The organism is Klebsiella sp. BIGb0138, assembly GCF_004342285.1.
Classification (GTDB): domain Bacteria; phylum Pseudomonadota; class Gammaproteobacteria; order Enterobacterales; family Enterobacteriaceae; genus Klebsiella.
In genome coordinates this window covers 193,853-220,331 of record NZ_SMCV01000008.1, presented here as the reverse complement: position 1 = coordinate 220,331, position 26,479 = coordinate 193,853, and the positions used below count along the sequence as shown (strand labels likewise).

General features: G+C 57.8%; 24 protein-coding genes and 1 pseudogene. 14 read left to right on the top strand and 11 right to left on the bottom strand.

All coding sequences use genetic code 11. The features are described 5' to 3' along the window. Nucleotides 1-9: 9 nt before the first annotated feature. From EDF73_RS18595 to EDF73_RS18585, 3 genes are all read right to left on the bottom strand, one after another. Nucleotides 10-912: a carbohydrate ABC transporter permease gene (locus EDF73_RS18595; RefSeq protein ID WP_132730535.1), complete on the bottom strand. Its 903-nt coding sequence runs from the start codon at nucleotides 910-912 to the stop codon at nucleotides 10-12. Continuing rightward, a complete protein-coding gene (locus EDF73_RS18590; RefSeq protein ID WP_132730534.1) occupies nucleotides 905-1,795 on the bottom strand; it encodes a sugar ABC transporter permease in 891 nt (296 codons plus the stop codon). The genes EDF73_RS18595 and EDF73_RS18590 overlap by 8 nt, the downstream gene beginning before the upstream one ends. A 474-nt stretch (nucleotides 1,796-2,269) precedes the next feature. Beyond that, on the bottom strand, nucleotides 2,270-2,596 hold the full coding sequence (locus EDF73_RS18585; protein WP_132730533.1) for a cupin domain-containing protein: 327 nt from the start codon (nucleotides 2,594-2,596) through the stop codon (nucleotides 2,270-2,272). 137 nt (nucleotides 2,597-2,733) lie between these two features. Between EDF73_RS18585 and EDF73_RS18580 the strand changes: the two genes are divergently transcribed. Next, nucleotides 2,734-3,426 carry an aspartate/glutamate racemase gene (locus EDF73_RS18580; RefSeq protein WP_132730532.1) on the top strand — a complete coding sequence of 231 codons (693 nt, stop codon included), beginning with the start codon at nucleotides 2,734-2,736 and terminating at the stop codon, nucleotides 3,424-3,426. Here EDF73_RS18580 and EDF73_RS18575 read toward each other — a convergent pair. After that, complete coding sequence (locus EDF73_RS18575) at nucleotides 3,413-4,339, bottom strand: LysR family transcriptional regulator (RefSeq protein WP_132730531.1); 927 nt, start codon at nucleotides 4,337-4,339, stop codon at nucleotides 3,413-3,415. The two genes, EDF73_RS18580 and EDF73_RS18575, sit on opposite strands and share 14 nt — an antisense overlap. A 134-nt stretch (nucleotides 4,340-4,473) precedes the next feature. On the opposite strand from EDF73_RS18575, the gene lysA reads away from it, so the two are divergent. Further along, nucleotides 4,474-5,736: a diaminopimelate decarboxylase gene (gene lysA, locus EDF73_RS18570; RefSeq protein WP_132730530.1), complete on the top strand. Its 1,263-nt coding sequence runs from the start codon at nucleotides 4,474-4,476 to the stop codon at nucleotides 5,734-5,736. Here lysA and EDF73_RS18565 read toward each other — a convergent pair. Continuing rightward, nucleotides 5,733-6,731 carry a LacI family DNA-binding transcriptional regulator gene (locus tag EDF73_RS18565; protein WP_165905746.1) on the bottom strand — a complete coding sequence of 333 codons (999 nt, stop codon included), beginning with the start codon at nucleotides 6,729-6,731 and terminating at the stop codon, nucleotides 5,733-5,735. The genes lysA and EDF73_RS18565 overlap by 4 nt on opposite strands. Nucleotides 6,732-6,948: 217 nt before the next feature. Here EDF73_RS18565 and EDF73_RS18560 point away from each other — a divergent pair, with 217 nt between their 5' ends. Beyond that, nucleotides 6,949-7,428: a GNAT family N-acetyltransferase gene (locus EDF73_RS18560; RefSeq protein WP_132730528.1), complete on the top strand. Its 480-nt coding sequence runs from the start codon at nucleotides 6,949-6,951 to the stop codon at nucleotides 7,426-7,428. Here EDF73_RS18560 and galR read toward each other — a convergent pair. Beyond that, a complete protein-coding gene (gene galR / locus EDF73_RS18555; RefSeq protein ID WP_132730527.1) occupies nucleotides 7,389-8,405 on the bottom strand; it encodes an HTH-type transcriptional regulator GalR in 1,017 nt (338 codons plus the stop codon). The two genes, EDF73_RS18560 and galR, sit on opposite strands and share 40 nt — an antisense overlap. 724 nt (nucleotides 8,406-9,129) lie before the next feature. On the opposite strand from galR, the gene aas reads away from it, so the two are divergent. Then, entirely contained in the window at nucleotides 9,130-11,289 is a 2,160-nt protein-coding gene (gene aas / locus EDF73_RS18545; RefSeq protein WP_132730526.1) for a bifunctional acyl-ACP--phospholipid O-acyltransferase/long-chain-fatty-acid--ACP ligase, read from the top strand. Then, complete coding sequence (gene lplT, locus EDF73_RS18540; protein WP_132730525.1) at nucleotides 11,282-12,478, top strand: lysophospholipid transporter LplT; 1,197 nt, start codon at nucleotides 11,282-11,284, stop codon at nucleotides 12,476-12,478. Before aas ends, lplT begins: the two co-directional genes overlap by 8 nt. A 126-nt stretch (nucleotides 12,479-12,604) precedes the next feature. Here the strand turns inward: lplT and EDF73_RS18535 are convergent, their stop codons facing one another. From EDF73_RS18535 to EDF73_RS27725, 5 genes and pseudogenes are all read right to left on the bottom strand, one after another. Continuing rightward, nucleotides 12,605-13,645 carry an NADP(H)-dependent aldo-keto reductase gene (locus tag EDF73_RS18535; protein ID WP_132730524.1) on the bottom strand — a complete coding sequence of 347 codons (1,041 nt, stop codon included), beginning with the start codon at nucleotides 13,643-13,645 and terminating at the stop codon, nucleotides 12,605-12,607. A gap of 215 nt (nucleotides 13,646-13,860) precedes the next feature. Then, nucleotides 13,861-14,079, bottom strand: coding sequence for a YgdI/YgdR family lipoprotein (locus EDF73_RS18530; RefSeq protein WP_004867116.1), 219 nt, complete (start codon nucleotides 14,077-14,079; stop codon nucleotides 13,861-13,863). 123 nt (nucleotides 14,080-14,202) lie between these two features. Next, nucleotides 14,203-14,916: a TerC family protein gene (locus EDF73_RS18525; protein WP_132730523.1), complete on the bottom strand. Its 714-nt coding sequence runs from the start codon at nucleotides 14,914-14,916 to the stop codon at nucleotides 14,203-14,205. A 63-nt stretch (nucleotides 14,917-14,979) separates the two neighbouring features. Next, the gene (gene mutH / locus EDF73_RS18520) at nucleotides 14,980-15,675 is read right to left on the bottom strand and encodes a DNA mismatch repair endonuclease MutH (protein WP_132730522.1); all 696 of its coding nucleotides are present in this window, start codon (nucleotides 15,673-15,675) and stop codon (nucleotides 14,980-14,982) included. 135 nt (nucleotides 15,676-15,810) lie between these two features. Next, a pseudogene (locus tag EDF73_RS27725) lies at nucleotides 15,811-15,915 on the bottom strand (hypothetical protein); the annotation flags it as partial. Between the two features lie 453 nt (nucleotides 15,916-16,368). Between EDF73_RS27725 and rppH the strand changes: the two are divergent. The 9 genes from rppH to recC all read left to right on the top strand — a co-directional run bounded on the left by rppH (nucleotide 16,369) and on the right by recC (nucleotide 26,394). After that, complete coding sequence (gene rppH, locus EDF73_RS18510) at nucleotides 16,369-16,899, top strand: RNA pyrophosphohydrolase (protein ID WP_132730520.1); 531 nt, start codon at nucleotides 16,369-16,371, stop codon at nucleotides 16,897-16,899. A 12-nt stretch (nucleotides 16,900-16,911) separates the two neighbouring features. Next, nucleotides 16,912-19,158: a phosphoenolpyruvate--protein phosphotransferase gene (gene ptsP / locus EDF73_RS18505; protein WP_132730519.1), complete on the top strand. Its 2,247-nt coding sequence runs from the start codon at nucleotides 16,912-16,914 to the stop codon at nucleotides 19,156-19,158. Between the two features lie 254 nt (nucleotides 19,159-19,412). Beyond that, nucleotides 19,413-20,288 (top strand): prolipoprotein diacylglyceryl transferase, encoded by an 876-nt coding sequence (gene lgt, locus EDF73_RS18500; RefSeq protein WP_132730518.1) that lies wholly within the window; start codon nucleotides 19,413-19,415, stop codon nucleotides 20,286-20,288. Between the two features lie 6 nt (nucleotides 20,289-20,294). Continuing rightward, the gene (thyA, locus tag EDF73_RS18495) at nucleotides 20,295-21,089 is read left to right on the top strand and encodes a thymidylate synthase (protein ID WP_132730517.1); all 795 of its coding nucleotides are present in this window, start codon (nucleotides 20,295-20,297) and stop codon (nucleotides 21,087-21,089) included. A gap of 187 nt (nucleotides 21,090-21,276) precedes the next feature. After that, nucleotides 21,277-21,744, top strand: coding sequence for a prepilin peptidase-dependent protein (locus EDF73_RS18490; RefSeq protein WP_132730516.1), 468 nt, complete (start codon nucleotides 21,277-21,279; stop codon nucleotides 21,742-21,744). After that, on the top strand, nucleotides 21,735-22,298 hold the full coding sequence (locus tag EDF73_RS18485) for a prepilin peptidase-dependent protein (protein ID WP_132730515.1): 564 nt from the start codon (nucleotides 21,735-21,737) through the stop codon (nucleotides 22,296-22,298). The genes EDF73_RS18490 and EDF73_RS18485 overlap by 10 nt, the downstream gene beginning before the upstream one ends. Then, nucleotides 22,295-22,702 (top strand): DUF2509 family protein, encoded by a 408-nt coding sequence (locus EDF73_RS18480; RefSeq protein ID WP_132730514.1) that lies wholly within the window; start codon nucleotides 22,295-22,297, stop codon nucleotides 22,700-22,702. The genes EDF73_RS18485 and EDF73_RS18480 overlap by 4 nt, the downstream gene beginning before the upstream one ends. After that, a complete protein-coding gene (locus EDF73_RS18475; protein ID WP_132730513.1) occupies nucleotides 22,687-23,010 on the top strand; it encodes a prepilin-type N-terminal cleavage/methylation domain-containing protein in 324 nt (107 codons plus the stop codon). Before EDF73_RS18480 ends, EDF73_RS18475 begins: the two co-directional genes overlap by 16 nt. A 12-nt stretch (nucleotides 23,011-23,022) precedes the next feature. After that, nucleotides 23,023-26,394 carry an exodeoxyribonuclease V subunit gamma gene (recC, locus tag EDF73_RS18470; protein ID WP_132730512.1) on the top strand — a complete coding sequence of 1,124 codons (3,372 nt, stop codon included), beginning with the start codon at nucleotides 23,023-23,025 and terminating at the stop codon, nucleotides 26,392-26,394. The last annotated feature ends 85 nt before the right edge of the window (nucleotides 26,395-26,479 follow it).

Sequence of the window (26,479 nt, the reverse complement as noted above, 5' to 3'; positions counted from 1 at the left end):
ATTTCCCTCTTAACCTTTAATTCCGCTGCTGGTTACGCCCTGTACGAAGTAGCGTTGTGCCAGGAAGAAGACGATGATGGACGGCAGAATGGAGATACTCGCCATTGCCAGAATTTCGTTCCACGGAGCGCCTTCCGTGACGTCGATGGACATTTTCAGCGCCAGCGCGATCGGATACTTATCGACGCTGTAGACGTAAATCAGCGGACCGATAAAGTCGTTCATCGACCACATAAACTGGAACAGCGCGACGGAGATAATTGCCGGTTTCAGAATCGGCACCACCACGTACCACAGCACCTGGATGGAGTTGCAGCCGTCAATCTGCGCCGCTTCTTCCATATCGCGCGGGACGCCGCGCAGGAACTGAATCAGCATGAAGACGAAGAACCCCTGGGTGGCGAAGGCCAGCGGCAGGTACAGCGGCAGATAGCTGTTCAGCATGCCCATTTCGCGGAACATCAGATACTGCGGGATCAGCAGCACGGTGCTCGGCAGCAGCATGGTGGTGATCAGGGTGGCGAACCAGAATTTCTTCCACGGGATCTCAAAGCGGGCAAAGCCGTAGGCCACGATGGTGGAGGAGATAATGGTCAGCAGCACTTTCGGGATCACATACTTAAAGGTGTTCAGCATGTAGTGGCCGAAGTTGTACTCGGTCCCGGTTTTCCAGCCGTTGATAAAGCCGTCCCAGGTGGCGTGGGCCGGCCACAGGCTGAGGGTGGTGAAGATCTCATGGTTCGGTTTAAACGACGCCGAGAACATCCACACCAGCGGATAGAGCATCAGCAGGCCGACGAACAGCAGAATGACGTAGCGGATCGTCCGGCTGATTTTTTCACGGCGCAGGGTGCGGGCAACTTCGCGCTCTGCAATTGCCATCGCCGGGGTGATGTGTTGAATATCAGCCATTTTTGCCTCCCTTATCGGCGGAGTAGAACACCCAGTATTTCGAGGATTTGAAGGCGATGGCGGCAAAGACCGCGACCACCAGGAACAGCACCCACGCCAGCGCCGCGCCGTAGCCCATGTCAAAGTACTTAAATGCGGTATCGTAGATGTAGAGCGAGAACAGATAGGTGGAGTAGGTCGGGCCGCCGCCGGTAATGACGTACGGGCCGGTAAACTCCTGGAACGCCTGGGTGGTCTGCATAATGAAGTTGAAGAAGATCACTGGCGTAATCAGCGGCACGGTGACTTTCATAAACATCTGCCACTTAGAGGCGCCGTCGATCATGGCCGCCTCGTACTGCGACTGCGGCACGTTTTGCAGCGCGGCGAGGAAGATAACCATCGCTGAGCCGAACTGCCAGACGCGCAGCAGCGTCACCGACATCAGCGCCAGCGATGGCTCGCCGAGCCAGTTAACCGGGTCAAAGCCCAGCACGCCGATAAAGCTGTTCAGCAGCCCGTCGATAGCAAACAGCGCGCGCCACAATACGGCAATCGCGACCGAGCTGCCGAGGATCGACGGAATATAATAGGCGGTACGGAAAAAACCGATGCCGCGCAGCTTAAAGTTGAGGACAAAAGCGATCCCCAGCGCGAAAGCCAGTTTTAACGGGATGGTTAAAAAGACATACGCAAAGGTCACGCCCATCGATTTCCAGAAGAGGGCATCTTCGGTCAGCATGTAGCGATAGTTTTCGATGCCGTTAAACACCGGCGGACTCATCAAATCGTACTCAGTGAAACTGAGAAAGAAAGATGAAACAAAGGGAAAGGCGGTAAAGACGATCAGCCCAATAATGTAGGGCGATATCCAGGCCAATCCCAGTAGCTTGTTCTCATTCATACATACCTACCTGGCTTACGAGTTTGTAAAACGGATTCGGGGTCATCACTTTTTGCTCGGTCGGAAAGTTAAGCGCTGGCTGGCCATCGCGTCTTTTTTAGCGGCTATTTGTTAGCGGGTTTTACTCGCCGCGTCCCTTGCTGAGCCGGTACGTTCCACGCTTTAACGCTGCGGTTAATTCATTTTATAAAACGCCGTTTTAATTTTATTTTATGGCAATTCATTACAGAGTCATGCGATTCATAACGGAAGTGTGATCAAAGTCGAAACGATGTTTCAAAAAATGAGATGACGCGCGATTTCCAGATAAATAGCGGTATGGAAAGAAATGTTGAAGATGGGATCTGGCGCAAGGAGGCGCAAAATGGCTGGCGGGATCAAGATCGGGGTATTACATATTTTCTAACAAAAGAAGCGAACGGAAAGGGGGAACGGAGTGGGCAGCGGGGCATCGCGGACCTGCCCCGGGAGAACTCAGTTTTGCAGAAAATCCTCACGTACCGGGGTAAAGGTATCCAGCAGGGTTCCCGGCTTAAGGCAGAGGCAACCATGCATGATATGGGGCTTTTTGTACAGCGTATCGCCGGCGCTGACCACGCGTTTTTCGTCGCCGATGGTGAATTCAAACTCGCCGGAGAGCACATAGGTTAGCTGCTCGTGAGGGTGGTTGTGCATCGGCCCGATGGCGCCGGCGGCGAAATTAACCTCTACGGCCATCATGTTGCCATCATGGGCAAGGATGCGACGGGTGACGCCATTGCCCAGATCTTCAAGGGTGGTCTCTTTGTGAAAAATAAACATCCGGCTGTCCTGTTATTGATTGAAACGACGTTTCATTTAATTTATCGCAGAATCCTGAAGAAAGAAACGACCGACAAGAGAAGTGGAAAGTTGATCACAAGTTTGTTTCACTGGAGCAAACCGATAAGGAGTGAACGATGAAAACGATTGGCCTGTTGGGCGGCATGAGCTGGGAGTCGACGATTCCCTATTACCGCCTGATCAATGAAGGCATTAAAGCGCGCCTCGGCGGCCTGCACTCGGCCAGCCTGCTGCTGCATAGCGTCGATTTCCATGAAATTGAAGCCTGTCAGTCATCCGGTGACTGGCCGCGGGCGGGCGAGCTGCTGGCGCAGGCGGCATCTGGCCTGCAGCAGGCGGGAGCGGAAGGGATCGTGCTGTGCACCAACACTATGCATAAAGTGGCCGGGGCGATAGAAGATCGTTGCCAGGTGCCGTTCCTGCACATCGCCGACGCCACCGGGCGCGCCATTGCGCAAAAAGGGCTGAGCAACGTCGCTCTGCTGGGGACGCGTTATACCATGGAGCAGGATTTTTACCGCGGCCGTCTGCAGGAGCAGTTCGCCATCGAGACCCGGGTGCCGCACAGCGACGATCGGCAGCGCATCAACCAGATTATCTTCGATGAACTGTGTCTCGGGACCTTTAGCGAGGCGTCGCGCGACTACTATGTGCAGGTCATCGAGGCGCTGGCGGAGGAGGGCGCGGAAGGGGTTATTTTCGGCTGTACCGAGATTGGTCTGCTGGTCCCTGTCGAAAGCAGTCCGCTGCCGGTCTTTGATACCGCCGCGATCCACGCCGCGGATGCGGTGGAGTTTATGCTCTCTTAAGGACCGCTTCCAGCGGGCCCTGAATCCGCGGCAGGCTGTTTTGCAGATGGGTAATAAAGGTCTCAACCAGCGCCGAGCCGGGCCGGTGCAGCGGACGGATCAGGCTGACGGTAAACGGTACCTCGACGCTGAAGCGGCGCACCGCCACGCCGCTTTCGGCATAGTCGAGGGCGGTCAGCGGGTTGACTACCGAAATACCGACGCCTGCGCGCACCATTGCACAAATTGAAGCCGCGCTGTGGGTTTCCACCACCATCCGCCGTTTGACCTGATGCGCAAGAAACAGGGCGTCGAGCAGCTGGCGATAGCTATCGGTGCGCGACAGGCTGATATAGTTTTCGCCGTGGAAATCGGCCGGCGTCAGCGTCCGTTTTGCGGCAAGCGGATGGCCCTGCGGCAGCACGCACACTTCGTTGAGCGTGAGTAGCGGCGTACGCTCGGTTCCGGCAGGGGTATGCAGGGTTTCCGTCAGGCCCAGATCGTGACGCTGCGCCGAGAGCCACTCTTCCAGCAGCGGGGACTCCTGCGGCACGATGTGCAGGCTGACCTCCGGATAGCGCGACAGAAACGGTTGTAACAGCAGCGGCAGAAACGACTGGGAAAATACCGGCAGACAGACCACCGACAGCTCTCCCTGGCGGAACTCGCGCAGACTCTCCGCGGCGCTGACGATCCTGTCCAGCCCGTACCACGAGCGCTGAACCTCTTCAAACAGACGCAGCCCTTGTACCGTCGGCTGCAAACGCCCGCGGGTCCGTGTAAACAGCTTCAGCCCGATGACCTTCTCAAAGCGCGCCAGCTCGCGGCTGACCGTCGGCTGCGAAGTGTGCAGCAGGCGTGCCGCCTCGGTCAGGTTGCCGGCGGTCATCACCGCATGGAAGATTTCAATATGGCGTAAATTAACGGCTGGCATGGCGGCTCTCGACAGGTATCCGGTATCCATATCATTTTTGCATAGACTCACGATAAAACGATATTTTTTATTCTCTTCAGGCTGTGGCGTAATCATAAAAAACCCGCTCAACGCAAATAACGCCGGAGTTCACCATGCCACGCTCGCTTTACGCCACCGATACCGACCTGACCGCAGAGAATTTGCTGCGCCTGCCAGCCGAATTTGGCTGCCCGGTGTGGGTCTATGACGCGCAGATTATCCGCCGCCAGATAGCGCAGCTCAGCCGGTTTGACGTGGTGCGTTTCGCCCAGAAGGCCTGCTCCAACGTCCATATTCTGCGCCTGATGCGCGAACAAGGGGTGAAGGTGGATTCGGTCTCTTTGGGAGAGATCGAGCGTGCGCTGGCGGCGGGGTACGATCCGCATCTGCATCCGGAAGACATCGTTTTTACCGCCGATCTGATCGATGACGCGACCCTCGATCGGGTGAAAGAGTTGCAGATCCCGGTGAACGCCGGATCGGTGGATATGCTGAGCCAACTGGGGGAAGTTTCGCCGGGCCATCGCGTGTGGCTGCGCGTGAACCCTGGCTTCGGCCACGGCCACAGCCAGAAAACCAACACCGGCGGCGAAAACAGCAAACACGGGATCTGGTACAGCCATCTGCCGGCGGCGCTGGAGGTTATGCGTCGTTACCAGCTGCAGCTGGTGGGGATCCACATGCACATTGGCTCTGGGGTCGATTATGGCCATCTGGAGCAGGTTTGCGGCGCGATGGTGCGTCAGGTGGTGGAGTTTGGGCAGGATCTGCAGGCGATCTCCGCCGGCGGCGGCCTGTCGATCCCTTATCACGAAGGCGAAGAGGCGATCGATACCGATCACTATTTTGGCCTGTGGAACGCCGCGCGCGAGCAGATCGCGAAACATCTTGGCCATCCGGTAAAACTGGAAATCGAGCCGGGTCGCTTCCTCGTGGCCGAGTCCGGGGTGCTGGTCTCGCAGGTGCGCAGCGTAAAAGAGATGGGCAGCCGTCACTTTGTGCTGATTGACGCCGGCTTTAACGATCTGATGCGTCCGGCAATGTACGGCAGCTATCACCACATCACCGCGCTGGCGGCGGATGGCCGCGACCTGAGCGCCGCGCCGCGGGTGGAAACCGTGGTGGCCGGGCCGCTGTGTGAATCAGGCGATGTCTTTACCCAGCAGGAAGGGGGCAAAGTGGAAACGCGCCCGCTGCCTGACGTCGTACCGGGGGATTACCTGGTGCTGCACGATACCGGGGCGTATGGCGCGTCGATGTCCTCGAACTACAACAGCCGCCCGCTGCTGCCGGAGGTGCTGTTCGACAACGGCAGCGCACGGCTGATCCGTCGTCGCCAGACGATTCAGGAGCTGCTGGCCTTAGAGCAGTTCTAAAAGTAGGGGCCCGTCGTGACCGACTCGCGCAACACCAGCGTGCCGGTAAACGGCGGGAGCGTTTCGATCGGCTGGTTGTTGGCGAGCTTGATCGCCTGATCGATAGCGGTGGTGATCATGTTATCGATCGGCAGATAGACCGTTGACAGCCCGGGCTCCAGCCATTTTGCGCTGGGGGCATCATCAAAGCCGAACAGCGACACGTCCTGCGGGATCCGCAGCCCCGCCTGGTGCAGCGCTTTCGAGGCGCCGAGCGCCATATCATCGTTACAGGAAAACAGCGCGCTAAACGTGGTTTTCTCCGCCAGCAGCTCGCGGCAGAGCTCATACCCGCGGGTCATCGTGGAGTCGCCATATTTCACTTTCGCCGGATCCCAGGCAATACCGTGTTTTTTTAGCGCCTTGCGATAGCCCTGCAGGCGGGCTTTCCCGGTCGGCGTATGCATCGGTACGGTCATGCAGGCGATATCGCGGTGCCCCTGGGTTATCAGATAATTCACCGCCTGAAAGGCGGCATCTTCCTGCTCGAAGAACACGCAGCGCTCGCGCGCCAGGCTAACATCGCGGTTGATGACAACCAGCGGCATATCGATCGATTCGATCAGCGACATGATCTTCTTTTCGCTCATGTGACGGGTATAGAGGATGATCGCATCGCACTGGCGGTCGGCGAGCATCTGCACCGCTTCTTCTTCACGTTCCGGCGCATCGTGGCCGTCGGTGACGATCAGCTGTTTACCCCAGGCCTCCGTCTGGCGCGAAGCCTGCTGCAGCAGGCGGCCAAAATAGAAGCCGTCGAAGGTGGAAACCACCAGTCCGATACTGTTGCTTGTGCGGTTCGCCAGCGAACGGGCGAGAAAGTTGGGCCGGTACCCGAGCTCTTCCATCGCTTTGAATACCTGTTGGCGGGTGCTCTCTTTTACCTGACCTGTGCCGTTCAACACGCGGGAAACCGTCGCTTTAGAGACGCCTGCGCGAATTGAGACATCCAGCATTGTAGCCATTCATCGATTCCTGATATCACGTGATAAGCCGCAGTTTATCACAGACATTCAGAGGGATATGCGCCCAACGGCGGGCAAAAAACTATCGCGATCACGCTTTTTGCAGGAAATGATGTAAATGGCTGCTTTTGCGTATTGATGCCTCAGTCGCGGGCCGCTGCGGGCGGCGGTATACTCGTCTCATACGGTTTTTCAGCAGGGGACAGGCATGCATATTCAGCCTTTATACGCCGCGCCGCAGCATGGCCGGCAGGTCACGGAGTGGCTGTGGCAGGCGTTCGGCGGCGAGACGCTGCCAAAGGCATTTTTCGCCAGCATTATTGCCCACAGCCAGACGCCGCAGGCGCTGCCGCTGACCTTTATTGCCGTTGAGGGGGAGACGCTGCTGGGCACGGTGGGACTGTGGCGCTGTGATTTAATCAGCCGCCAGGATCTGTTTCCGTGGCTGGCGGCGCTGTACGTTGCCCCGGACGCGCGCGGCCAGGGCGTGGCGGGGAAATTGCAGCAGCAGGTCATCGACTATGCTCGTCAGCTCGGATATCCGCAGCTGTATCTCTACTCCGCCTGCCGCGATTTTTATGAGCGCTTTGGCTGGCGCTATATCGGTGAAGGCCTGGATTACCCGGCCACCGCCGTCAGCCTGTATCGTTACGATTTATCGCTTTCCGCCGGCGAAACCACCGAGTGACGACGAACCAGCGTCGGGCTGAATAAATGGGTGATTTCAGGCGCCGGGCGCTGATCCGCCAGCGCTAACGCCAGTTCAGCCGCCTGGGTCGCCATCGTCACGATGGGGTAACGCACCGTCGTCAACCGCGGGCGAACATAGCGCGATATCAGGACATCATCGAAGCCGATCAGCGAAATCTCGCGCGGGACGTCGATACCATTATCATTCAGGACCCCCATCGCTCCGGCGGCCATCGAATCGTTATAGCAGGCGACGGCGGTAAAATTCCTGCCGCGCCCCAGCAGCTCGGTGAGCGCCTGCTCGCCGCCGCTTTCATCAGGCTCGGCAAAGGTAACCAGCCGCTCGTTGCACGGCAAACCGCTCTCTTTTAAGGCGGCGTAATAGCCCTGCAGGCGATCTTCCGCATCTGAAATGGCGTGGTTGGAACACAGGTAGGCGATCCGCGTATGCCCCTGCTGGATTAGATGACGGGTGGCCAGCCAGGCGCCGTAGCGGTCATCCAGCGCCACGCAGCGCTGTTCGAAGCCCACCAGAATGCGGTTGATCAGCACCATGCCGGGGATCTGTTTCATCAAGCCGGCGAGCTCGTCGTCCGGGATCATTTTCGCGTGCACCACCAGCGCCGCGCAGCGATGGCGAATGAGCTGCTCAATGGCCTGACGCTCTTTTTTGATGCTGTGGTAACCGTTGCCGATCAATAAAAAGTTACCGGTGTTGTAGGCCACCTGTTCGACGGCTTTGACCATGGCGCCAAAAAAGGGGTCGGAAACGTCGCCGACCACCAGACCTACGGTTTCCGTGGACTGCTGCGCCAGCGCGCGGGCGTTGGCATTCGGATGGTAATTCAGCGTTTCCATCGCCGCCGTAACCGACTGGCGGGAGGTTTCACTGGCTTTGGGGGAGTTGTTGATGACGCGGGATACGGTAGCGACGGACACTCCAGCGAGTCGGGCTACATCCTTTATTGTCGCCATACCAGACCTTTTTTAGGGTAAGCGTTTACATAGCGGTTATGTTACGGGAAAGCGCGGCAGATTCAAGGATGGTGGCGTCTGGCATCGCGCAAATGTGATGCAGCATGAACTGAGAGTGAAAAAGTTACACACCGATAGCGCAGCGGCAGGGGGAATGAAACGACGACGGGCGAATTCACACCTTTGCTTACACTTTGCGATTAGCTGTTGCGAATGTTCGCTGGTTTACCCATTCATTGCATTGATATTCTGGTTCTCCCAGAGGTATTGATAGGTGGAGTCAACTTCAGGTTGACCACTCTAATTACACCAGCCTGCGCAGATGCGCAGGTTTTTTTTTGCCTCAAGCCCGGGTTAGCGCGGCGCGCTGTTGCGGCGGTATGCGCCGCTCCCCGTCACAAGCCATCTACAGCATCATGCGGCGAATCGCCGCTTGCCGGCGCTCAGCGTTGTTACAGAAAACGAAAATGGCAATAACTGGTTGCACTTAGGCTCACTCCCTTGCGTTTTATCGCTGGTACGGCAGGGGCGAAAAACGGGACAATCAGGGTCCCAGAGGTATTGATAGGTGAGTTTTTAAGTACGCGTTTCGTACTGATTATCTTGCACCGACCTGCGCTGATGCGCAGGTTTTTTTTATGGCAAAAATTTCTCCCCGCACTGCTTTTCAAACGCCTTCTCGTGTAACCTGCAATGACTGAGTAACCGGTCAAATGGAGTTGTTATGCTGTTGGCATTTTTCAGGCTGTTGTGCAAAGGGTTGTATCGGGTCAGATTGACCGGCGACACGCGCCCCTTGCAGCAAAAAAAGGTTCTGATCACCCCTAATCACGTCTCTTTCATTGATGGGATCCTGTTAGCCTTATTTCTGCCCGTCCGACCGGTCTTTGCGGTATATAGCTCTATCAGCCAGCGCTGGTATATGCGCGCGCTGGCGCCGCTTATCGACTTTGTCCCGCTCGACCCGACGAAACCCATGTCGATTAAGCACCTCGTCCGCCTGATTGAACAGGGGCGTCCGGTGGTTATCTTCCCGGAAGGGCGTATCTCGGTCAGCGGCTCGCTGATGAAAATCTATGACGGCGCCGCGTTTGTCGCCGCGAAGTCGCAGGCGACCATTATTCCGCTGCGTATCGAAGGGGCGGAGCTGACCCCGTTCAGCCGGCTTAAAGGGCTGGTTAAACGCCGTCTGTTCCCGCGTATCCAGCTCCATCTGCTGCCGCCGACCCGTATTGAGATGCCCCAGGCGCCGCGCGCCCGCGATCGGCGTAAAATCGCCGGTGAAATGCTGCACCAGATTATGATGGAAGCGCGAATGGCGATCCGCCCGCGGGAAACGCTGTATGAAGCGCTGCTGGCGGCGCAGGATCGGTTTGGCGCGCGCAAAAACTGCGTGGAAGACATCAACTTTCAGCCGGACACCTACCGCAAGCTGTTGACCAAGACCCTCTTCGTGGCGCGGATTCTGGAAAAATACAGCGCCCAGGGCGAGAGAATCGGCCTGATGTTGCCGAACGCCGGCATCAGCGCGGCGGTGATCTTTGGCGCGATTGCCCGCGGGCGGATTCCGGCGATGATGAACTATACCGCCGGGGTGAAAGGCCTGAGCAGCGCGATTACCGCCGCAGAGATCCGCACGATTTTTACCTCCCGTACCTTCCTTGATAAGGGCAAACTCTGGCACCTGCCGGAGCAGCTGACCCAGGTGCGCTGGGTATTTCTTGAAGACCTTAAAGGCGACGTGACCCTCGGCGATAAGCTGTGGATTTTCGGCCATCTGCTGATGCCGAAGCTGGCGCAGGTCAAACAGCAGCCGGAAGAGGCGGCGATTATCCTCTTTACCTCCGGTTCGGAAGGCAACCCGAAAGGGGTGGTGCACAGCCACAAGAGCATTCTTGCCAACGTCGAGCAGATTAAAACCATTGCCGACTTTACCGCCAACGATCGCTTTATGTCGGCGCTGCCGTTGTTCCACTCCTTTGGCCTGACGGTCGGCCTGTTTACGCCGCTGTTTACCGGCGCGGAGATCTTTCTCTATCCCAGCCCGCTGCATTACCGCGTGGTGCCGGAGCTGGTTTACGATCGCAACTGTACGGTGCTGTTCGGCACCTCGACCTTCCTGGCTAACTATGCGCGCTTTGCCAACCCGTACGATTTTTATCGTCTTCGCTACGTGGTCGCCGGGGCGGAAAAGCTGCAGGAGAGCACGAAGCAGCTGTGGCAGGATAAATTTGGCCTGCGCATCCTTGAAGGCTACGGCGTTACCGAGTGCGCGCCGGTAGTGTCGATTAACGTCCCGATGGCGGCGAAGGTTGGCACCGTCGGGCGGATCCTGCCGGGAATGGATGCGCGCCTGCTGGCGATGCCGGGCATTGAAGAGGGGGGCCGCCTGCAGTTAAAAGGGCCAAATATTATGCATGGCTACCTGCGGGTGGAGAATCCGGGCGTGCTGGAAGCGCCAACGGCGGAAAATCAGCGCGGTGAAGTGGAAAGCGGCTGGTACGACACCGGGGATATCGTCACCTTTGACGCGCAGGGCTATGTACGGATTCAGGGGCGCGCCAAACGCTTCGCGAAAATCGCCGGCGAAATGGTTTCGCTGGAAATGGTCGAGCAGGTTGCCCTGGCCGTTTCGCCTGACAAGATGCACGCCACGGCGGTTAAACAAGATGCGACCAAAGGCGAGGCGCTGGTGCTCTTCACCACCGATGATGAACTGAATCGTGAAAAACTGCTGCGCTATGCCCGTGAACATGGCGTGCCGGAGCTGGCGGTACCGCGCGACATTCGCTGGCTGAAGCAGCTGCCGGTTCTCGGCAGCGGCAAGCCGGACTTTGTCACCCTCAAAGGTATGGTCGAACAGACGGAACATTCAGATGAGTGAGTCAGTACATACTAACAATTCTCTGTACTCGAAAGGCATGATGGCGGTCATCTGCGCGCAGTTTCTGTCGGCGTTTGGCGATAATGCGCTGCTGTTTGCCACCCTGGCGCTGATGAAGCAGCAGTTCTATCCGGACTGGAGTCAGCCGGTGATGCAGATGTTGTTTGTGGGCGCTTACATTCTGTTTGCGCCGTTTGTCGGGCAGTTCGCCGATAGCTTCGCCAAGGGGCGGGTGATGATGCTCGCCAACGCTATGAAGCTGCTTGGCGCCGGCTGCATCTGCTTTGGTCTGAACCCGTTCCTCGGCTATACGCTGGTGGGAATCGGGGCTGCCGCCTATTCGCCGGCCAAATACGGCATCCTCGGGGAACTGACCACCGGGGATAAGTTAGTGAAAGCTAACGGTTTGATGGAGTCGTCGACCATTGCGGCGATTCTGCTGGGGTCGATGGCCGGAGGCATTCTGGCCGACTGGCACGTGCTGGCCGCACTGGCCATCTGCGCGCTGGTATACGCCGGCGCGGTGGTGGCGAACCTGTGGATCCCGAAGCTGCCTGCCGCACGTCCGGGGCAGTCGTGGCGTTTCACGCCGATGACCCACAGCTTCTTCAGCGCCTGTCAGACGCTGTGGCGCAATGGCGAAACGCGTTTTTCTCTGATGGGAACCAGTCTGTTCTGGGGGGCGGGCGTGACGCTGCGCTTCCTGCTGGTGCTGTGGGTACCGGTGGCGCTGGGCATTACCAGCAACGCGATGCCGACCTACCTTAATGCGATGGTGGCGGTCGGGATTGTGCTGGGCGCCGGCGCGGCGGCGAAGCTGGTCACGCTGCAAACGGTCTCGCGCTGTATGCCTGCGGGGATTCTGATTGGTGTCGCGGTTATCTTTTTCGCCGTTCAGCATGCGCTGCTGCCGGCATTTGGCCTGCTGCTGCTGCTCGGTATTTTCGGCGGGTTCTTTATTGTGCCGCTCAATGCGCTGCTTCAGGAGCGCGGTAAGCATACGGTGGGCGCGGGCAATGCCATCGCGGTACAGAACCTTGGTGAAAACGTGGCGATGCTGCTGATGCTGGGCCTCTATTCGCTGGCGGTCAGCATCGGCATTCCGGTGGTGGGCGTCGGGATTGGCTTTGGCGCGGTGTTTGCGCTGGCTATCGCCGCGCTGTGGCTGTGGGGCCGACGTCAGGCGTAGCTGGGCAAATCGTTGACGGCTTATTCGGGGATCCCCGGCTTGCGCTGCGCTTAGCCGGGTTACGGTTGGGTATCTGTGGCCGTGGTAACCCGGATAAGGCGTCAGCCGCTATCCGGGGCCCGACGCTTACGGTGCCGGGTAGGTATAGACCTGGTGCACCGCTTCAATTTCCGCTAACACCTCTGCACTCAGCTCAAGGTGCAGACTCTCGACGTTGGTTTTGAGCTGTTCCAGCGTGGTGGCGCCCAGCAGGGTGCTGGCGACGAACGGCTGACGACGGACAAAGGCCAGCGCCATCTGCGCCGGATCGAGATTATGGCGTTTGGCGATATCGACATAGGCCGCCACCGCTTTCTGCGACTGCTCGCTGCTGTAGCGCGTGAAGCGGCTGAACAGCGTGTTACGCGCTCCGGCCGGTTTCGCCCCGTTCAGATATTTGCCGGTCAGCGTCCCGAACGCCAGGCAGGAGTATGCCAGCAGCTCCACGCCTTCATACTGGCTGACTTCCGCCAGACCCACTTCGTAGCTGCGGTTCAGCAGGCTGTAGGGGTTCTGGATGGTGACGATGCGCGGCAGGTCGTGTTTATCCGCCAGGTGCAGATAGCGCATGACGCCAAACGCCGTCTCGTTGGAAACGCCGATATAGCGGATTTTTCCGGCACGCTGGAATTCGGTGAGCGCTTCCAGGGTATCCAGCAGGGTAACGACCGGCATGTTGTCGGTCCAGGTATAGCCCAGCTTGCCGAAGCAGTTGGTCGGGCGCTGCGGCCAGTGAACCTGGTAGAGATCGAGATAATCGGTTTGCAGACGCTTCAGGCTGTCATGCAACGCGTCACGGATGTTTTTACGGTCCAGCACATGGTTAGGACGAATGCTGCTGTCGTTGTTACGCGCAGGGCCGCTGACTTTGGAGGCGAGGATCAGTTTTTCGCGATTGCCGCGTTTCGCCAGCCAGTTGCCGACGTAGGTTTCGGTCAGCCCCTGGGTCTCCGGGCGCGGCGGTACGGGATACATTTCCGCGACATCAATCAGGTTAATGCCCTGACTGACAGCATAGTCGAGCTGTTGGTGCGCGTCGGCCTCGCTATTCTGTTCACCAAACGTCATAGTGCCCAGCCCAAGCGTGCTGATTTCAAGAGAACTGTGTGGGATACGGTGATACTGCATAGCCGGCTTCCTTTTTTATTAACAAGGTCAGGAGTTCCCCGACAAAGGAGTATCAAAATGGCAGAGGGGAAGAAAAAGAGGAAGTAAAAAGATCAAAAAAAGCCGGGCTTTCGCAATCCGCACAGGCGACGCTACGAGTATCCCGACTCTTTTTTAAGACCGTGGGGTGTCGGAAAGGGCGACCTCGCCAGGCGAGCGCTGGCCGACGAATAGTCTTAGCGTTTAATAATCTGCGAAACGTCGTCGCGATTGATCTGCATTTTGTTGCCTTGCTGATCTTCGTAACTGATGAGGCCGGTATCGTCATCAACGGCCGGCTTGCCATCGGTCAGAATCATGCGCCCATCTTTCGTTGCCATCACGTAATCGCTGCTACAGCCGGAAACCGAGAACGCCAGTCCTACGGCGGAAATCAATACTGCCCATTTTTTCATTGTGACTACCTCTCTAATGGTCGCACCTCACACCAGTGTATTAATAGCCTGATTTGTGAGGCATAAAAAGCAGTAAAGTCTTAAAAAAGATTGCAGCCCGGTTTTGGGCTGCATTTTTGTGGCTTACAGCGGATTTTTTTTATTGCGCAGCAGATTGAGGCTTTCGACAGCAATCGAAAAGAACATCGCGAAGTAGATATAGCCTTTCGGGATATGGATCTCGAAGCTTTCCAGCATCAGGGTAAAGCCGACCAGGATTAAAAACGACAGAGCCAGCATTTTCACCGACGGATGGCGATCGACGAAATCGCCGATCGGCCGGGCAGCAAACATCATCACGCCGACGGCGATCACCACCGCAGCCATCATAATGAACAGATGATCCGATAGCCCAACCGCGGTAATCACCGAGTCGAGGCTGAAAATGATATCCAGTACCATGATCTGCACGATGGCGCCCATAAAGGAATGGACGTTGGTTTTCAGCCCTTCCTCTTCGCCCTCGATTGACTCGTGGATCTCTTTACTCGCCTTCCAGATCAGGAACAGACCGCCGAGCAGTAAGATCAAATCGCGAAATGAGATCGCCTGGTCGAAAACGGTAAACAGCGGATTGGTCAGCTTAACGACCCAGGCGATAGAGGCCAGCAGCCCCAGACGCATCAGCATCGCTCCCATCAACCCGATGCGTCTCGCGTGAGCACGCTGGGCGGTGGGCAGTTTGGCAACAACCAGAGAGAGGAAAATAATATTATCGATCCCCAGCACGATCTCCAGCAGCGTCAGCGTACCGAGCGCCAGCCAGGCGTTAGGATCGGTTATCCATGCAAATAACATTGTTCAAAGTCCTGCAAAAAAGAAAGGAGCAATTATATGCATCCCGGCAGGCAGAACAAAAAATTAATCGCCGGCGAGGAGAAAATGACGGGCCAGCAGGGCGGCGGTAAAGTTCTTTTTCAGATAGAAGCCGCGCGGCAGGGTGAGAATCGGTTCGCCGCGAGCGCCGATCGCCTCGGTCAACGCTTTGCTGTTGGCGGCTTTCGGGCGCAGTTGCAGCACTTCGCCGTGGCGGGCGGTGATGCGTTCCACCTGGCCGAGGACAATCAGATCCATCAGCTCTTCCCAGTCCATCCGTAACTGCCGCTCCTCTTCCTCATTCGGGCTCCACAGCAGCGGGGCGCCGACGCGGCGTTCCGCCAGCGGAATGGCGCGATCGCCTTCTACCGGTACCCACAGGACGCGTTTGAGCTTGTGGCGCACGTGGCTGCTCTCCCAGGTGACGCCGCTGTTGCCGGTGAGCGGGGCGACGCAGACGAAGGTGGTTTCCAGCGGTCGGCCCAGACTATCGACGGGAATAGTCTTCAGTTCGACGCCCAGCGCGGCGAAATCCTGCTCGGGCTTGCTGCCGGCGCTGGCGCCGAGCCAAATTTCCAGCAGGATACCAATCCACCCTTTATCCCGCTTCAGATCGCGCGGCACAGGAATGCCGGCCAGCGCCGCCAGCTCACCCAGCGAGTAGCCCGCGAGCCGCTGCGCCTGAGCCAGGAGCTGCTGCTGGGTTTGCGGTGGGGAAGAGAGCGGGGCGATGGCGGGCATAGACGGAAACCTCGGGCTAAAATCTGGCTAAAAAGTGAGCGCTAATCTGCTGCGTTGTGGATAGAGTTTACCTTTTCCTGGGTAACTATGACAATTTGATGATTCGTATGCCTTTTTTTTTATTTTTTTGCCGTTATGAAAACGGTGATAACGGGTTTTCCAGAACTGGTCACTGGCAATGAACAGGATCTTACACCATGTTATCCACAGAAAAATGGGATAACTGGGGAAAAGCGGCACTACTGTTTCCATTTACAGCCTTGACGTGCGACGAAAATCGAATTTTTAGATAAAATATGCCCACTGAACTCGTATAATCTGTGGATAAAATCGACATTGTTCGATCTTTCATCAGTTCCAGGATCTCATATGTGATGATCATCACGTTATACTGTAATTATTGAAAGGTATATGTGCTAACATAATGAATATAATGTGATTATTAAATCATGCTATAAGTAAGCGGTTCGGACTACTCTGGGTTTTCCCTGGGTAATTCCATACTTCTTCACAACTCTATCCACAGAAAAAGTGAATAAAATGGGCCGGCGATCGCTTCTGTTGTTTATAACTCTGCTGATTACTGTGAGTTATTCAAATGTTATCCGATCGCACTGTGACAACAGAGTGGTTTACCGTTTCCAGCGAGTGTGAAACAATCATTCACATTGAAGATTATTTTGAGGTAGTCCGGTGATTGATGACGATGGCTACCGCCCAAATGTCGGTATTGTAATCTGTAATCGCCAGGGCCAGGTTATGTGGGCCAGGCGCTATGGTCAGCACTCGTGGCAGTTCCCGCAAGGGGGCATCAATCCAGGAGAATCAGCCGAGCAGGCAATGTATCGGGAATTGTTCGAAGAGGTTGGGTTAAGTCGTAAAGATGTACGAATCCTGGCCTCGACCCGTAACTGGTTGCGTTACAAGTTGCCTAAACGTTTGGTGCGTTGGGACACAAAGCCGGTTTGTATCGGCCAGAAACAGAAGTGGTTTCTTCTGCAGTTGATCGGCAGCGATGCGGAAATCAATATGCAAACCAGCAGTACACCTGAGTTTGATGGTTGGCGCTGGGTAAGTTACTGGTACCCGGTTCGTCAGGTGGTGTCGTTCAAGCGCGACGTGTACCGCCGGGTGATGAAAGAGTTTGCCAGCACGACGATGTCGCTGGCGGAAAGTGCACCTAAACCGCAAAGCGCGCCTGCTTATCGACGTAAAAGAGGTTAAGCCACGCACATTATGCTCACTCGGTTACGAGAAATCGTCGAGAAGGTCGCGAGTGCGCCGCGTTTAAACGAGGCGCTGGATATCCTGGTAACAGATATCTGCACAGCGATGGAAACGGAAGTCTGTTCAGTATATCTGGCCGATCATGACCGACGCTGCTATTACCTGATGGCCACTCGCGGGCTGAAAAAACCTCGCGGGCGTACCGTTGCGCTTGCGTTTGACGAAGGCCTGGTCGGCCTGGTTGGGCGCCTTGCGGAGCCTATCAACCTTGCCGATGCGCACAAACATCCCAGCTTTAAATATATTCCGGCCGTGAAAGAGGATCGCTTTCGCGCTTTTCTCGGCGTGCCGATTATCCAGCGGCGGCAGCTGCTTGGCGTGCTGGTGGTACAGCAGCGCGAGCTGCGTCAGTTTGACGAAAGCGAAGAATCTTTCCTCGTCACTCTGGCGACGCAAATGGCCGCGATTCTTTCCCAGTCGCAGCTGACCGCGCTGTTTGGCCAGTATCGCCAGACGCGAATCCGCGCGTTGCCTGCCTCCTCCGGGGTGGCTATCGCCGAAGGCTGGATGGACATCAGCCTGCCGTTAATGGAACAGGTGTACGAAGCCTCGACGCTGGATACGGCTTCCGAGCGCGAGCGTCTGACCGGCGCGCTGGAAGAGGCGGCCAACGAGTTTCGACGCTACAGCAAGCGCTATGCCGCCGGGGCGCAAAAAGAGACCTCGGCCATTTTCGACCTCTATTCGCACCTGCTTTCTGACGCGCGACTGCGCCGCGAACTGTTCGCTGAGGTTGACAAAGGCGCGGTGGCTGAATGGGCGGTGAAAAAGATTATTGAGAAGTTCGCCGAACAGTTTGCCGCGCTGAGCGACGGTTATCTGAAGGAGCGGGCCGGCGATCTGCGTACGCTTGGCCAGCGTCTGCTCTTCCATCTCGATGATACGATTCAGGGGCCCAATACCTGGCCGGCGCGTATTGTGCTGGTGGCGGACGAACTCTCCGCGACGACGCTGGCGGAAGTCCCTCAGGACCGGCTGGCGGGCGTCGTTGTTCGCGACGGCGCCGCGAACTCTCACGCCGCCATTATGGTGCGGGCGTTAGGGATCCCGACGGTTATGGGCGCCGATATTCAGCCTTCGCTGCTGCATGGCCACATGCTGGTGGTGGACGGCTATCGCGGCGAGCTGCTGGTCGATCCCGAACCGGCGCTGCTGCAGGAATATCAACGCCTGGTCAGCGAAGAGAACGAACTTAGCCGGCTGGCGGAAGACGATCTGGAACACACCTCAGAGCTGAAAAGCGGCGAGCGGGTGAAGGTCATGCTGAACGCCGGCCTGAGCCTTGAGCATGAAGAAAAGCTCGGCAACTTTATCGACGGCATCGGCCTGTACCGCACCGAGATCCCGTTTATGTTGCAAAGCGGCTTCCCGTCGGAAGAGGAGCAGGTGGCTCAGTATCAGGGCATGCTGCAGATGTTTAATGAGAAGCCGGTGACGTTGCGTACCCTGGATATCGGCGCGGATAAACAGCTGCCGTATATGCCGATCAGCGAAGAGAACCCGTGCCTTGGCTGGCGGGGGATCCGCATCACCCTCGATCAGCCGGAGATTTTTCTCATCCAGGTGCGGGCGATGCTGCGCGCCAACGCTGCCACCGGCAATCTCAGCATTTTGCTGCCGATGGTGACCAGTCTTGATGAGGTGGATGAAGCGCGTCGCCTGATCGATCGCGCCAGTCGTGAAGTCGAAGAGATGATTGGCTACGCCATCCCGCGCCCGCGTCTTGGCGTGATGCTGGAAGTGCCCTCAATGGTGTTTATGCTGCCGCATCTGGCCAATCGCGTCGATTTTATCTCGGTGGGTACCAACGATCTGACGCAGTATATCCTCGCGGTGGATCGCAATAATACCCGGGTGGCCAGCCTGTATGACAGCCTGCATCCGGCGGTGCTGCGCGCATTGGCGATGATTGCGCAGGATGCGGAACGCTTCGGTATCGACCTGCGCTTGTGCGGTGAAATGGCGGGCGACCCGATGTGCGTGACGATCCTGATTGGCCTCGGCTACCGTCATCTGTCCATGAACGGCCGGTCGGTGGCCCGGGTAAAATATCTGCTGCGCCGGATTGATATCGCCGAGGCGCAGGAGCTTTCGCGCCGGAGCCTTGAGGCGCAGATGACGACGGAAGTTCGCCATCAGGTTGCGGCCTTTATGGAACGACGCGGTCTCGGCGGCCTGATTCGCGGCGGACGCTAAGCGCCCCTTTCCCGGCGGCGCTGCGCTCCGGGGGCTGAGCTTTCCGCGCAGCTGCACGGATAAGGCGTCCGCGCCGCTATCGGGAAAACGTCCCGGCGGTCGTTAGCATTCATATACATATCTTTTACAACAACGGCGCGGCCAGTGAATTAACCTTATGCTATTATTCGCCCCCTTGGAGCCCCCGTATTGGTCGGGCGTGTACGATCACCGCTGTCCACTTTCGGCGGAATAACAAGTCTTTATGGTGACAGATGAATAGTGGCTACCTGCATTTTCCGGATTTTGATCCGGTGATATTTTCCGTTGGGCCGATCGCCCTCCACTGGTACGGCATGATGTATCTGGTCGGCTTTGTTTTTGCGATGTGGCTAGCCACCCGTCGGGCCAACCGTCCGGGCAGCGGCTGGAGCAAAAACGAAGTCGAAAACCTGCTGTACGCCGGCTTCCTTGGCGTTTTCCTCGGTGGCCGTATCGGCTACGTTCTGTTCTATAACCTGCCGGTCTTCCTGCAGGATCCGCTGTATCTGTTCCGCGTCTGGGATGGCGGCATGTCGTTCCACGGCGGCCTGATCGGCGTCATTCTCGTCATGGTTATTTTTGCCAGACGGACCAAACGCACCTTCTTCCAGGTGGCTGATTTCATCGCGCCGCTGATTCCGTTTGGCCTGGGCGCAGGCCGTCTGGGGAACTTTATCAATGGTGAGCTGTGGGGGCGTGTCGATCCGAGCTTCCATTATTCGATGATTTTCCCAGGTTCGCGTGCGGAAGATCTGGCGCTGCTGCCGTCTCATCCGGAATGGCAATCGCTGTTTGATACCTACGGCGCGCTGCCGCGTCACGCTTCGCAGCTGTACGAGCTGGCGCTGGAAGGGGTCGTGCTGTTCCTGATTCTGAACCTGTTTATTCGCAAACCGCGCCCGACCGGCTCGGTCTCGGGTTTGTTCCTGATCGGCTACGGCCTGTTCCGCATTATCGTGGAATTCTTCCGCCAGCCAGACCAGCAGTTCACCGGCGAATGGGTACAGTACATCAGCATGGGGCAGATTCTTTCGATCCCGATGGTGCTTGCGGGTATCATTATGATGGTCTGGGCGTACCGTCGTCGTCCGCAGCAACAAACTTCTTGAGGAACCATGAAACAGTATCTTGATTTGATGCAGAAAGTGCTCGCCGAGGGCACGCAAAAAAATGACCGCACCGGTACCGGCACCCTCTCCATCTTCGGCCATCAGATGCGTTTTAACCTGCAGGAAGGCTTCCCGCTGGTGACGACCAAGCGCTGTCATTTACGCTCCATCATCCATGAACTGCTGTGGTTCCTGCAGGGTGACACCAATATCGCCTATCTGCACGAAAACAACGTCACGATCTGGGACGAGTGGGCGGATGAAAATGGCGATCTGGGGCCGGTTTACGGCAAACAGTGGCGTTCCTGGCCCGCGCCGGACGGCCGCCATATCGACCAGATTAGCACCGTGATGGAACAGCTGAAAAACGACCCGGACTCGCGGCGGATCATCGTTTCGGCGTGGAACGTCGGCGAGCTGGATAAAATGGCGCTGGCGCCGTGCCACGCGTTCTTCCAGTTCTACGTGGCGGACGGAAAGCTCTCCTGCCAGCTGTATCAGCGCTCCTGCGACGTGTTCCTCGGTCTGCCGTTTAACATCGCCAGCTATGCGCTGCTGGTGCATATGGTGGCGCAGCAGTGCGACCTGGAAGTGGGGGATTTTGTCTGGACCGGCGGGGATACTCATCTGTACAGCAACCACCTTGAGCAGACGGATCTCCAGCTGAGCCGCGAACCGCGTCCGCTGCCGAAGCTGGTCATTAAACGCCAACCGGCGTCGATTTTCGACTACCGTTTTGAAGACTTCGACATCGAAGGCTATGACCCGCATCCGGGGATTAAAGCGCCCGTCGCGATTTAATCTGCGCAGAGAAACAGACGATAGCGAATAAAAACCGGGGCCTCTGGCGCCGGTTTTTTTTTGTGTCTGAAGCCGCGCTTCCTGATTTTCTGCAACCCTCTGCATATTCTGCTCCCGCCTGCGCCGCGCTACGCGAATCTGCGTTTTGCCGGTCGTGCCCGCTGCATTTTTTCCCCATACTCGCCGTATGAACAGACAACGTGGCTACACCCTGATTGAAACCCTGATAACGCTGACGCTGGTGCTTATTCTCAGCGCTGGGGGGCTGTACGGCTGGCAGAGCTGGCAGCAGCAACAGCGTTTGTGGCAAACCGCCAGCCAGGTGCGCGACTATCTGGTATTGCTGCGCGATGACGCCAACTGGCATAACCGCAACCGGCTGGTGAGCGTGGTCCATGCCGCTGACGGCTGGTGCCTGAGCGCCTCTGACCCGGTGGCAGATTGCCGCGCAGCCACGCCTTATACCCTGCGCCCGCGCTGGCCAGACATTACCGTCAGCCACATCACGCCGGGGCTGGGGTTTTATGGCCTGCGCAATAGCGCCTGGGCCGGGCACATCCGGCTGCAAAGCGCGGGCGGCGGCTGGAATATCATCGTCTCTAACTGGGGGCGAATTCGCCTGTGTCACAATGAGGAGACCGCGTCGTGCCTGTAATCTGCCGGGGTTTTTCGCTGCCAGAAACGCTGATCGCCATGGCCATCAGTACGATTTTGCTGATGGGGACGTCGCGCTTTCTTCCTGCCCTGCAACGGCTGGTGTTGCGACAGACGCAGCAGCAGTCGCTGGACAACGAGCTGTGGCAGCGTCTGTATACGGTGGCTAAACATCTGCAGCGCGCCGGCTATTGTCATGGCAGCTGCGAGGGGCAACCGCTGCAGATCGCCAGCGGCGGCGACTGCGTCATCGTGCGGTGGGATGGCGACAGCAACGGGGTCTGGGAGGCTGCCCCGGAGGCCACTTCCGATACGACAGGGTTTCGTTTGCTAAACGGCGCGCTGGAGACGCGGCGCGGGGTGACCAGCTGCAGCGGAGGCGGATGGGAGAAAATGACCAATCCTGTGGCGATTGCGGTCACCCATTTTCAGGTTATCCGCCGGGATATCGCCGGTTTTGCCCCGGAGTTCACCGTGCTGCTGGCCGCCCGCTCGCAGGCGGATCCGACGATTTCAGTCCAGGCGGAATACCGCGTGACGGGATATAACCTGTGAGCCGTCAGCGAGGATTTTCCTCATTGCTGATGGTGCTTCTGCTGCTGGCGCTGGGCAGTATATTGCTCCAGGGGTTAAATCAGCAACAGCGTTCGCTGCTGGCGCAAACCGCCAGCGAAACTCAGGCGATCCGTCTTACGGCAGAAGTCCACTCCGCGCTCCAGTGGGGAAAAGAGCAGGAGTGGCCGATACATGCTGAGATCGCCTGCCGGCCGGCCGGTACTGACGGCGGGCGCGTCTGCCTGCGTATTCTCACCGATGCCTCCGTCCTGTTGATAGCCGGCAGCGGCGGCCTGTTACTCTGGCAATCTGGCCGGGTTACAGAGGGCGTCGTCCGTTTTTCCCCTCACGGCTGGAGCGATTTTTGCCCGCTCGCGGAGGCGCGCTTATGTCAGATGCCCTGATCTGCCGAAAAGGCTTTAGTCTGCCGGAAACGCTGCTGGCGATGGTGCTGCTGGTTATGGTGGTGACCGCGCTGGGCGGCTATCAGCGCGGGCTGGCGAGCGGCTTCATTCAGTTAAACCACTACCGCCAGCTGTGGCGTGATGCCTGGCGCTTTACTCAGCTTCATCCGCCGGGTATCCCGGAAGGCGGGCAGGTTACCCGCTTGCAGACATCGACAGCAAGATGTGTCAGCATCACGGTAACGATCATCATACCTGTGGAAAAACGGGTGCAGATGACCCGGCTGCATTGCCCGGTCAGTCAGTAGTCAGGAGCGAATATGTTAAGGGTCTACCACTCAAACCGTCTGGATGTTCTTGAAGCGTTGATGGAGTTTATCGTCGAGCGCCAGCGGCTGGACGACCCTTTCAACGCGGAAATGGTGCTGGTGCAAAGCACCGGGATGGCGCAATGGTTACAGATGACCCTGGCTAAGCGCTTTGGCATTGCCGCCAATATTGAGTTCCCGTTACCGGCGAGTTTTATCTGGGACATGTTTGTCCGCGTGCTGTCGGATATTCCCGGTGAAAGCGCCTTCAGCAAACAGAGTATGAGCTGGAAACTGATGACCCTGCTGCCGCAGCGCCTGGAGGACGATGCTTTCACTCTGCTGCGCCACTATCTGAGCGACGATAGCGATAAGCGTAAGCTCTTCCAGCTCGCCGCCCGGGTTGCCGACCTCTATGACCAGTATCTGGTCTATCGTCCGGAATGGTTGATGCGTTGGGAGGCCGATGAGCGAGTTGACGGCCTGGGCGACGCCCAGCAGTGGCAGGCACCGCTATGGAAAGCGCTGGTCGAACACACCGCCGAGCTGGGGCAGCCGCTTTGGCATCGCGCCAATTTATACCAGCGCTTTATCAACACGCTGGAAGCGGCGGATGCGCCGCCGGCTGGGTTACCGTCGCGGGTCTTTATTTGCGGCATTTCGGCGTTGCCGCCGGTCTACCTGCAGGCGCTGCAGGCGCTTGGCAAACACGTGGATGTCTACGTGCTGTTCACCAACCCCTGTCGCTACTACTGGGGCGACATTAAAGATCCCGCCTTCCTGGCGAAGCTGATGTCGCGCCAGCGCCGTCACCACCGCGAATCACGAGAATTACCGCTGTTTCGCGATACGCAGCAGGCGCCGGGCTTATTTAACGACGCCGGGGAGCAGGATGTCGGCAACCCGCTGCTGGCCTCGTGGGGCAAGCTGGGGCGGGACTACATCTACCTGCTGGCCGGGCTGGAGCGTTATGAAGAGCTGGATGCGTTTGTCGATATTACGCCGGATAACCTGCTGCATAACTTACAGGCGGATATTCTCGATCTGCGTAACGCGGCGGTAGCCGGACGCAGCGCGGAGGAGTTTGCCAGCAGCCACAGCAAGCGCCCGCTGGCGCTGGACGATCGCAGCCTGACGATTCACGTGTGTCATAGCCCGCAGCGGGAAGTCGAGGTACTGCACGATCGGCTGCTGGCGATGCTGGAAGAGAATCCTGAACTGACCCCGCGCGATATCATCGTGATGGTGGCGGATATCGACAGCTACAGTCCGTATATTCAGGCGGTATTTGGCAGCGCCAGCGGTGAACGCTGGCTGCCGTGGGCTATTTCCGACCGCCGCGCCCGCGAGTCGCACCCGGCGCTGCAGGCGTTTATTACGCTGCTTTCCCTGCCCGACAGCCGTTTTGCCAGCGAAGATGTGCTGGCGCTGCTGGATGTCCCGGTACTCGCGGCGCGCTTTAATATTGACGAAGAGGGGCTGCGCTACCTGCGTCAGTGGGTCAATGAGTCCGGCGTCCGCTGGGGTATAGATGACGATAACGTGCGTGAGCTGGACCTGCCCACCACCGGTCAGCATACCTGGCGCTTTGGCCTGACGCGGATGCTGCTGGGCTACGCGATGGACAGTAGCCAGGGCGAGTGGCGGTCGGTTCTGCCGTACGATGAGTCCAGCGGGCTGATTGCCGAGCTGGTGGGGAATCTGGCCTCGTTGCTGATGCAGCTCAACCTGTGGCGGCGCGGGCTGGCGCAGGAGCGCCCGCTGGCGGAGTGGCTGCCGGTTTGCCGCGATCTGCTGAATGACTTCTTCCTCCCCGACAGCGAAACGGAAGCGGCGCTGGCGCTGATTGAACAGCAGTGGCAGGCGGCCATTGGCGAAGGCGTCCTGGCGCAATATGACCAGCATGTCCCGCTTTCCCTGCTTCGTGATGAGCTGGCGCAGCGGCTGGACCAGCAGCGTATCAGCCAGCGTTTCCTCGCCGGGCCGGTCAACATCTGTACCCTGATGCCGATGCGCTCTATTCCGTTCAAAGTGGTATGTCTGCTGGGGATGAACGACGGCGTATATCCGCGAACGCTGGCGCCGCTGGGTTTCGATTTAATGAGCCAGAAGCCGCAGCGCGGCGACCGCAGCCGCCGTGATGACGACCGTTATCTGTTCCTGGAAGCGCTGATGTCCGCTGAACAGAAACTCTATATCAGCTATATCGGGCGCTCGATTCAGGACAACAGCGAACGCTATCCTTCGGTGCTGGTGCAGGAGCTGGCGGATTATATCGGTCAGAGCCACTGCCTGGTCGGAGATGAGGCGCAGGATTGCGATACCAGCGAGCGGCGGGTGAAAGCGCATATCACCCATCTGCATACGCGCATGCCCTTCGATGCGGCGAACTTCCGCGCCGATGAACAGCAAAGCTATGCCCGGGAATGGCTGGCGGCAGCCAGTCAGCAAGGGGAGGCGCAGAGTGACTTTATCCAGCCGTTGCCGGCGCTGGCTATCGAAACCCTGCCCTTTGAGCAGCTACTACGCTTCTGGCAGCACCCGGTGCGCGCCTTCTTCCAGCAGCGCCTGCGGGTCAACTTCCGCTCTGAAGAGAGTGAAATTCCAGATGACGAACCGTTTGCGCTGGAAGGGCTGAGCCGCTATCACCTCAACCAACAGCTGCTGAATACGCTGATTGAACAGCAGGACGCGTCGATAATGTATCGCCGTTTCCGGGCGGCGGGAGAGCTGCCCTACGGCGCCTTCGGCGAGCTGGCCTGGGAGACGCAGCGTCTGGAAATGCAGAATCTCGCGGAGCGGGTCATTGCCAGCCGCCAGCCTGCGCAAAGCATGGAAATCGATCTGCAATGTAACGGGGTCAACATAAGCGGATGGCTACAGCAGGTACAATCTGACGGCCTGTTACGCTGGCGGCCTTCGCTACTGAGCGTGGCGCAAGGGATGCAACTTTGGCTGGAACACCTTGTCTACTGTGCTGGCGGCGGAACCGGTGAAAGCCGTCTGCTGGTGCGTAAAGAGGGAGAGTGGCGCTTCCCGCCGCTGGCGCAGGAACAGGCGAAGGCGTACCTTGATGAGCTGGTAGAGGGTTACCTGCAAGGCATGTCCAGGCCGCTGCTGTTGCTGCCTGAAAGCGGCGGCGCATGGCTAAAAGTCTGTTATGACGCTGAAAAGGATGTCATGTTAATGGACGAAGAGACGCAGCAAAAAGCGCGCAGCAAATTTCTGCAGACGTATGAAGGCAATATGGTGGTCAGCGGCGAAGGTACGGATGTCTGGTATCAACGCCTGTGGCGCACCCTTGAGCCGGCCTACTATGACGAAATCATTGCGCAAACGCAGCGTTATTTGTTGCCGGTATTTCGTTTCCATCAGTCCGAATAAATTTGTAATAGTATAAAAATTGCGCAGGTAAGGGGGTTCAATTATCATGCGCAACGAATCACGGACTGATATGCATAACGCTGAC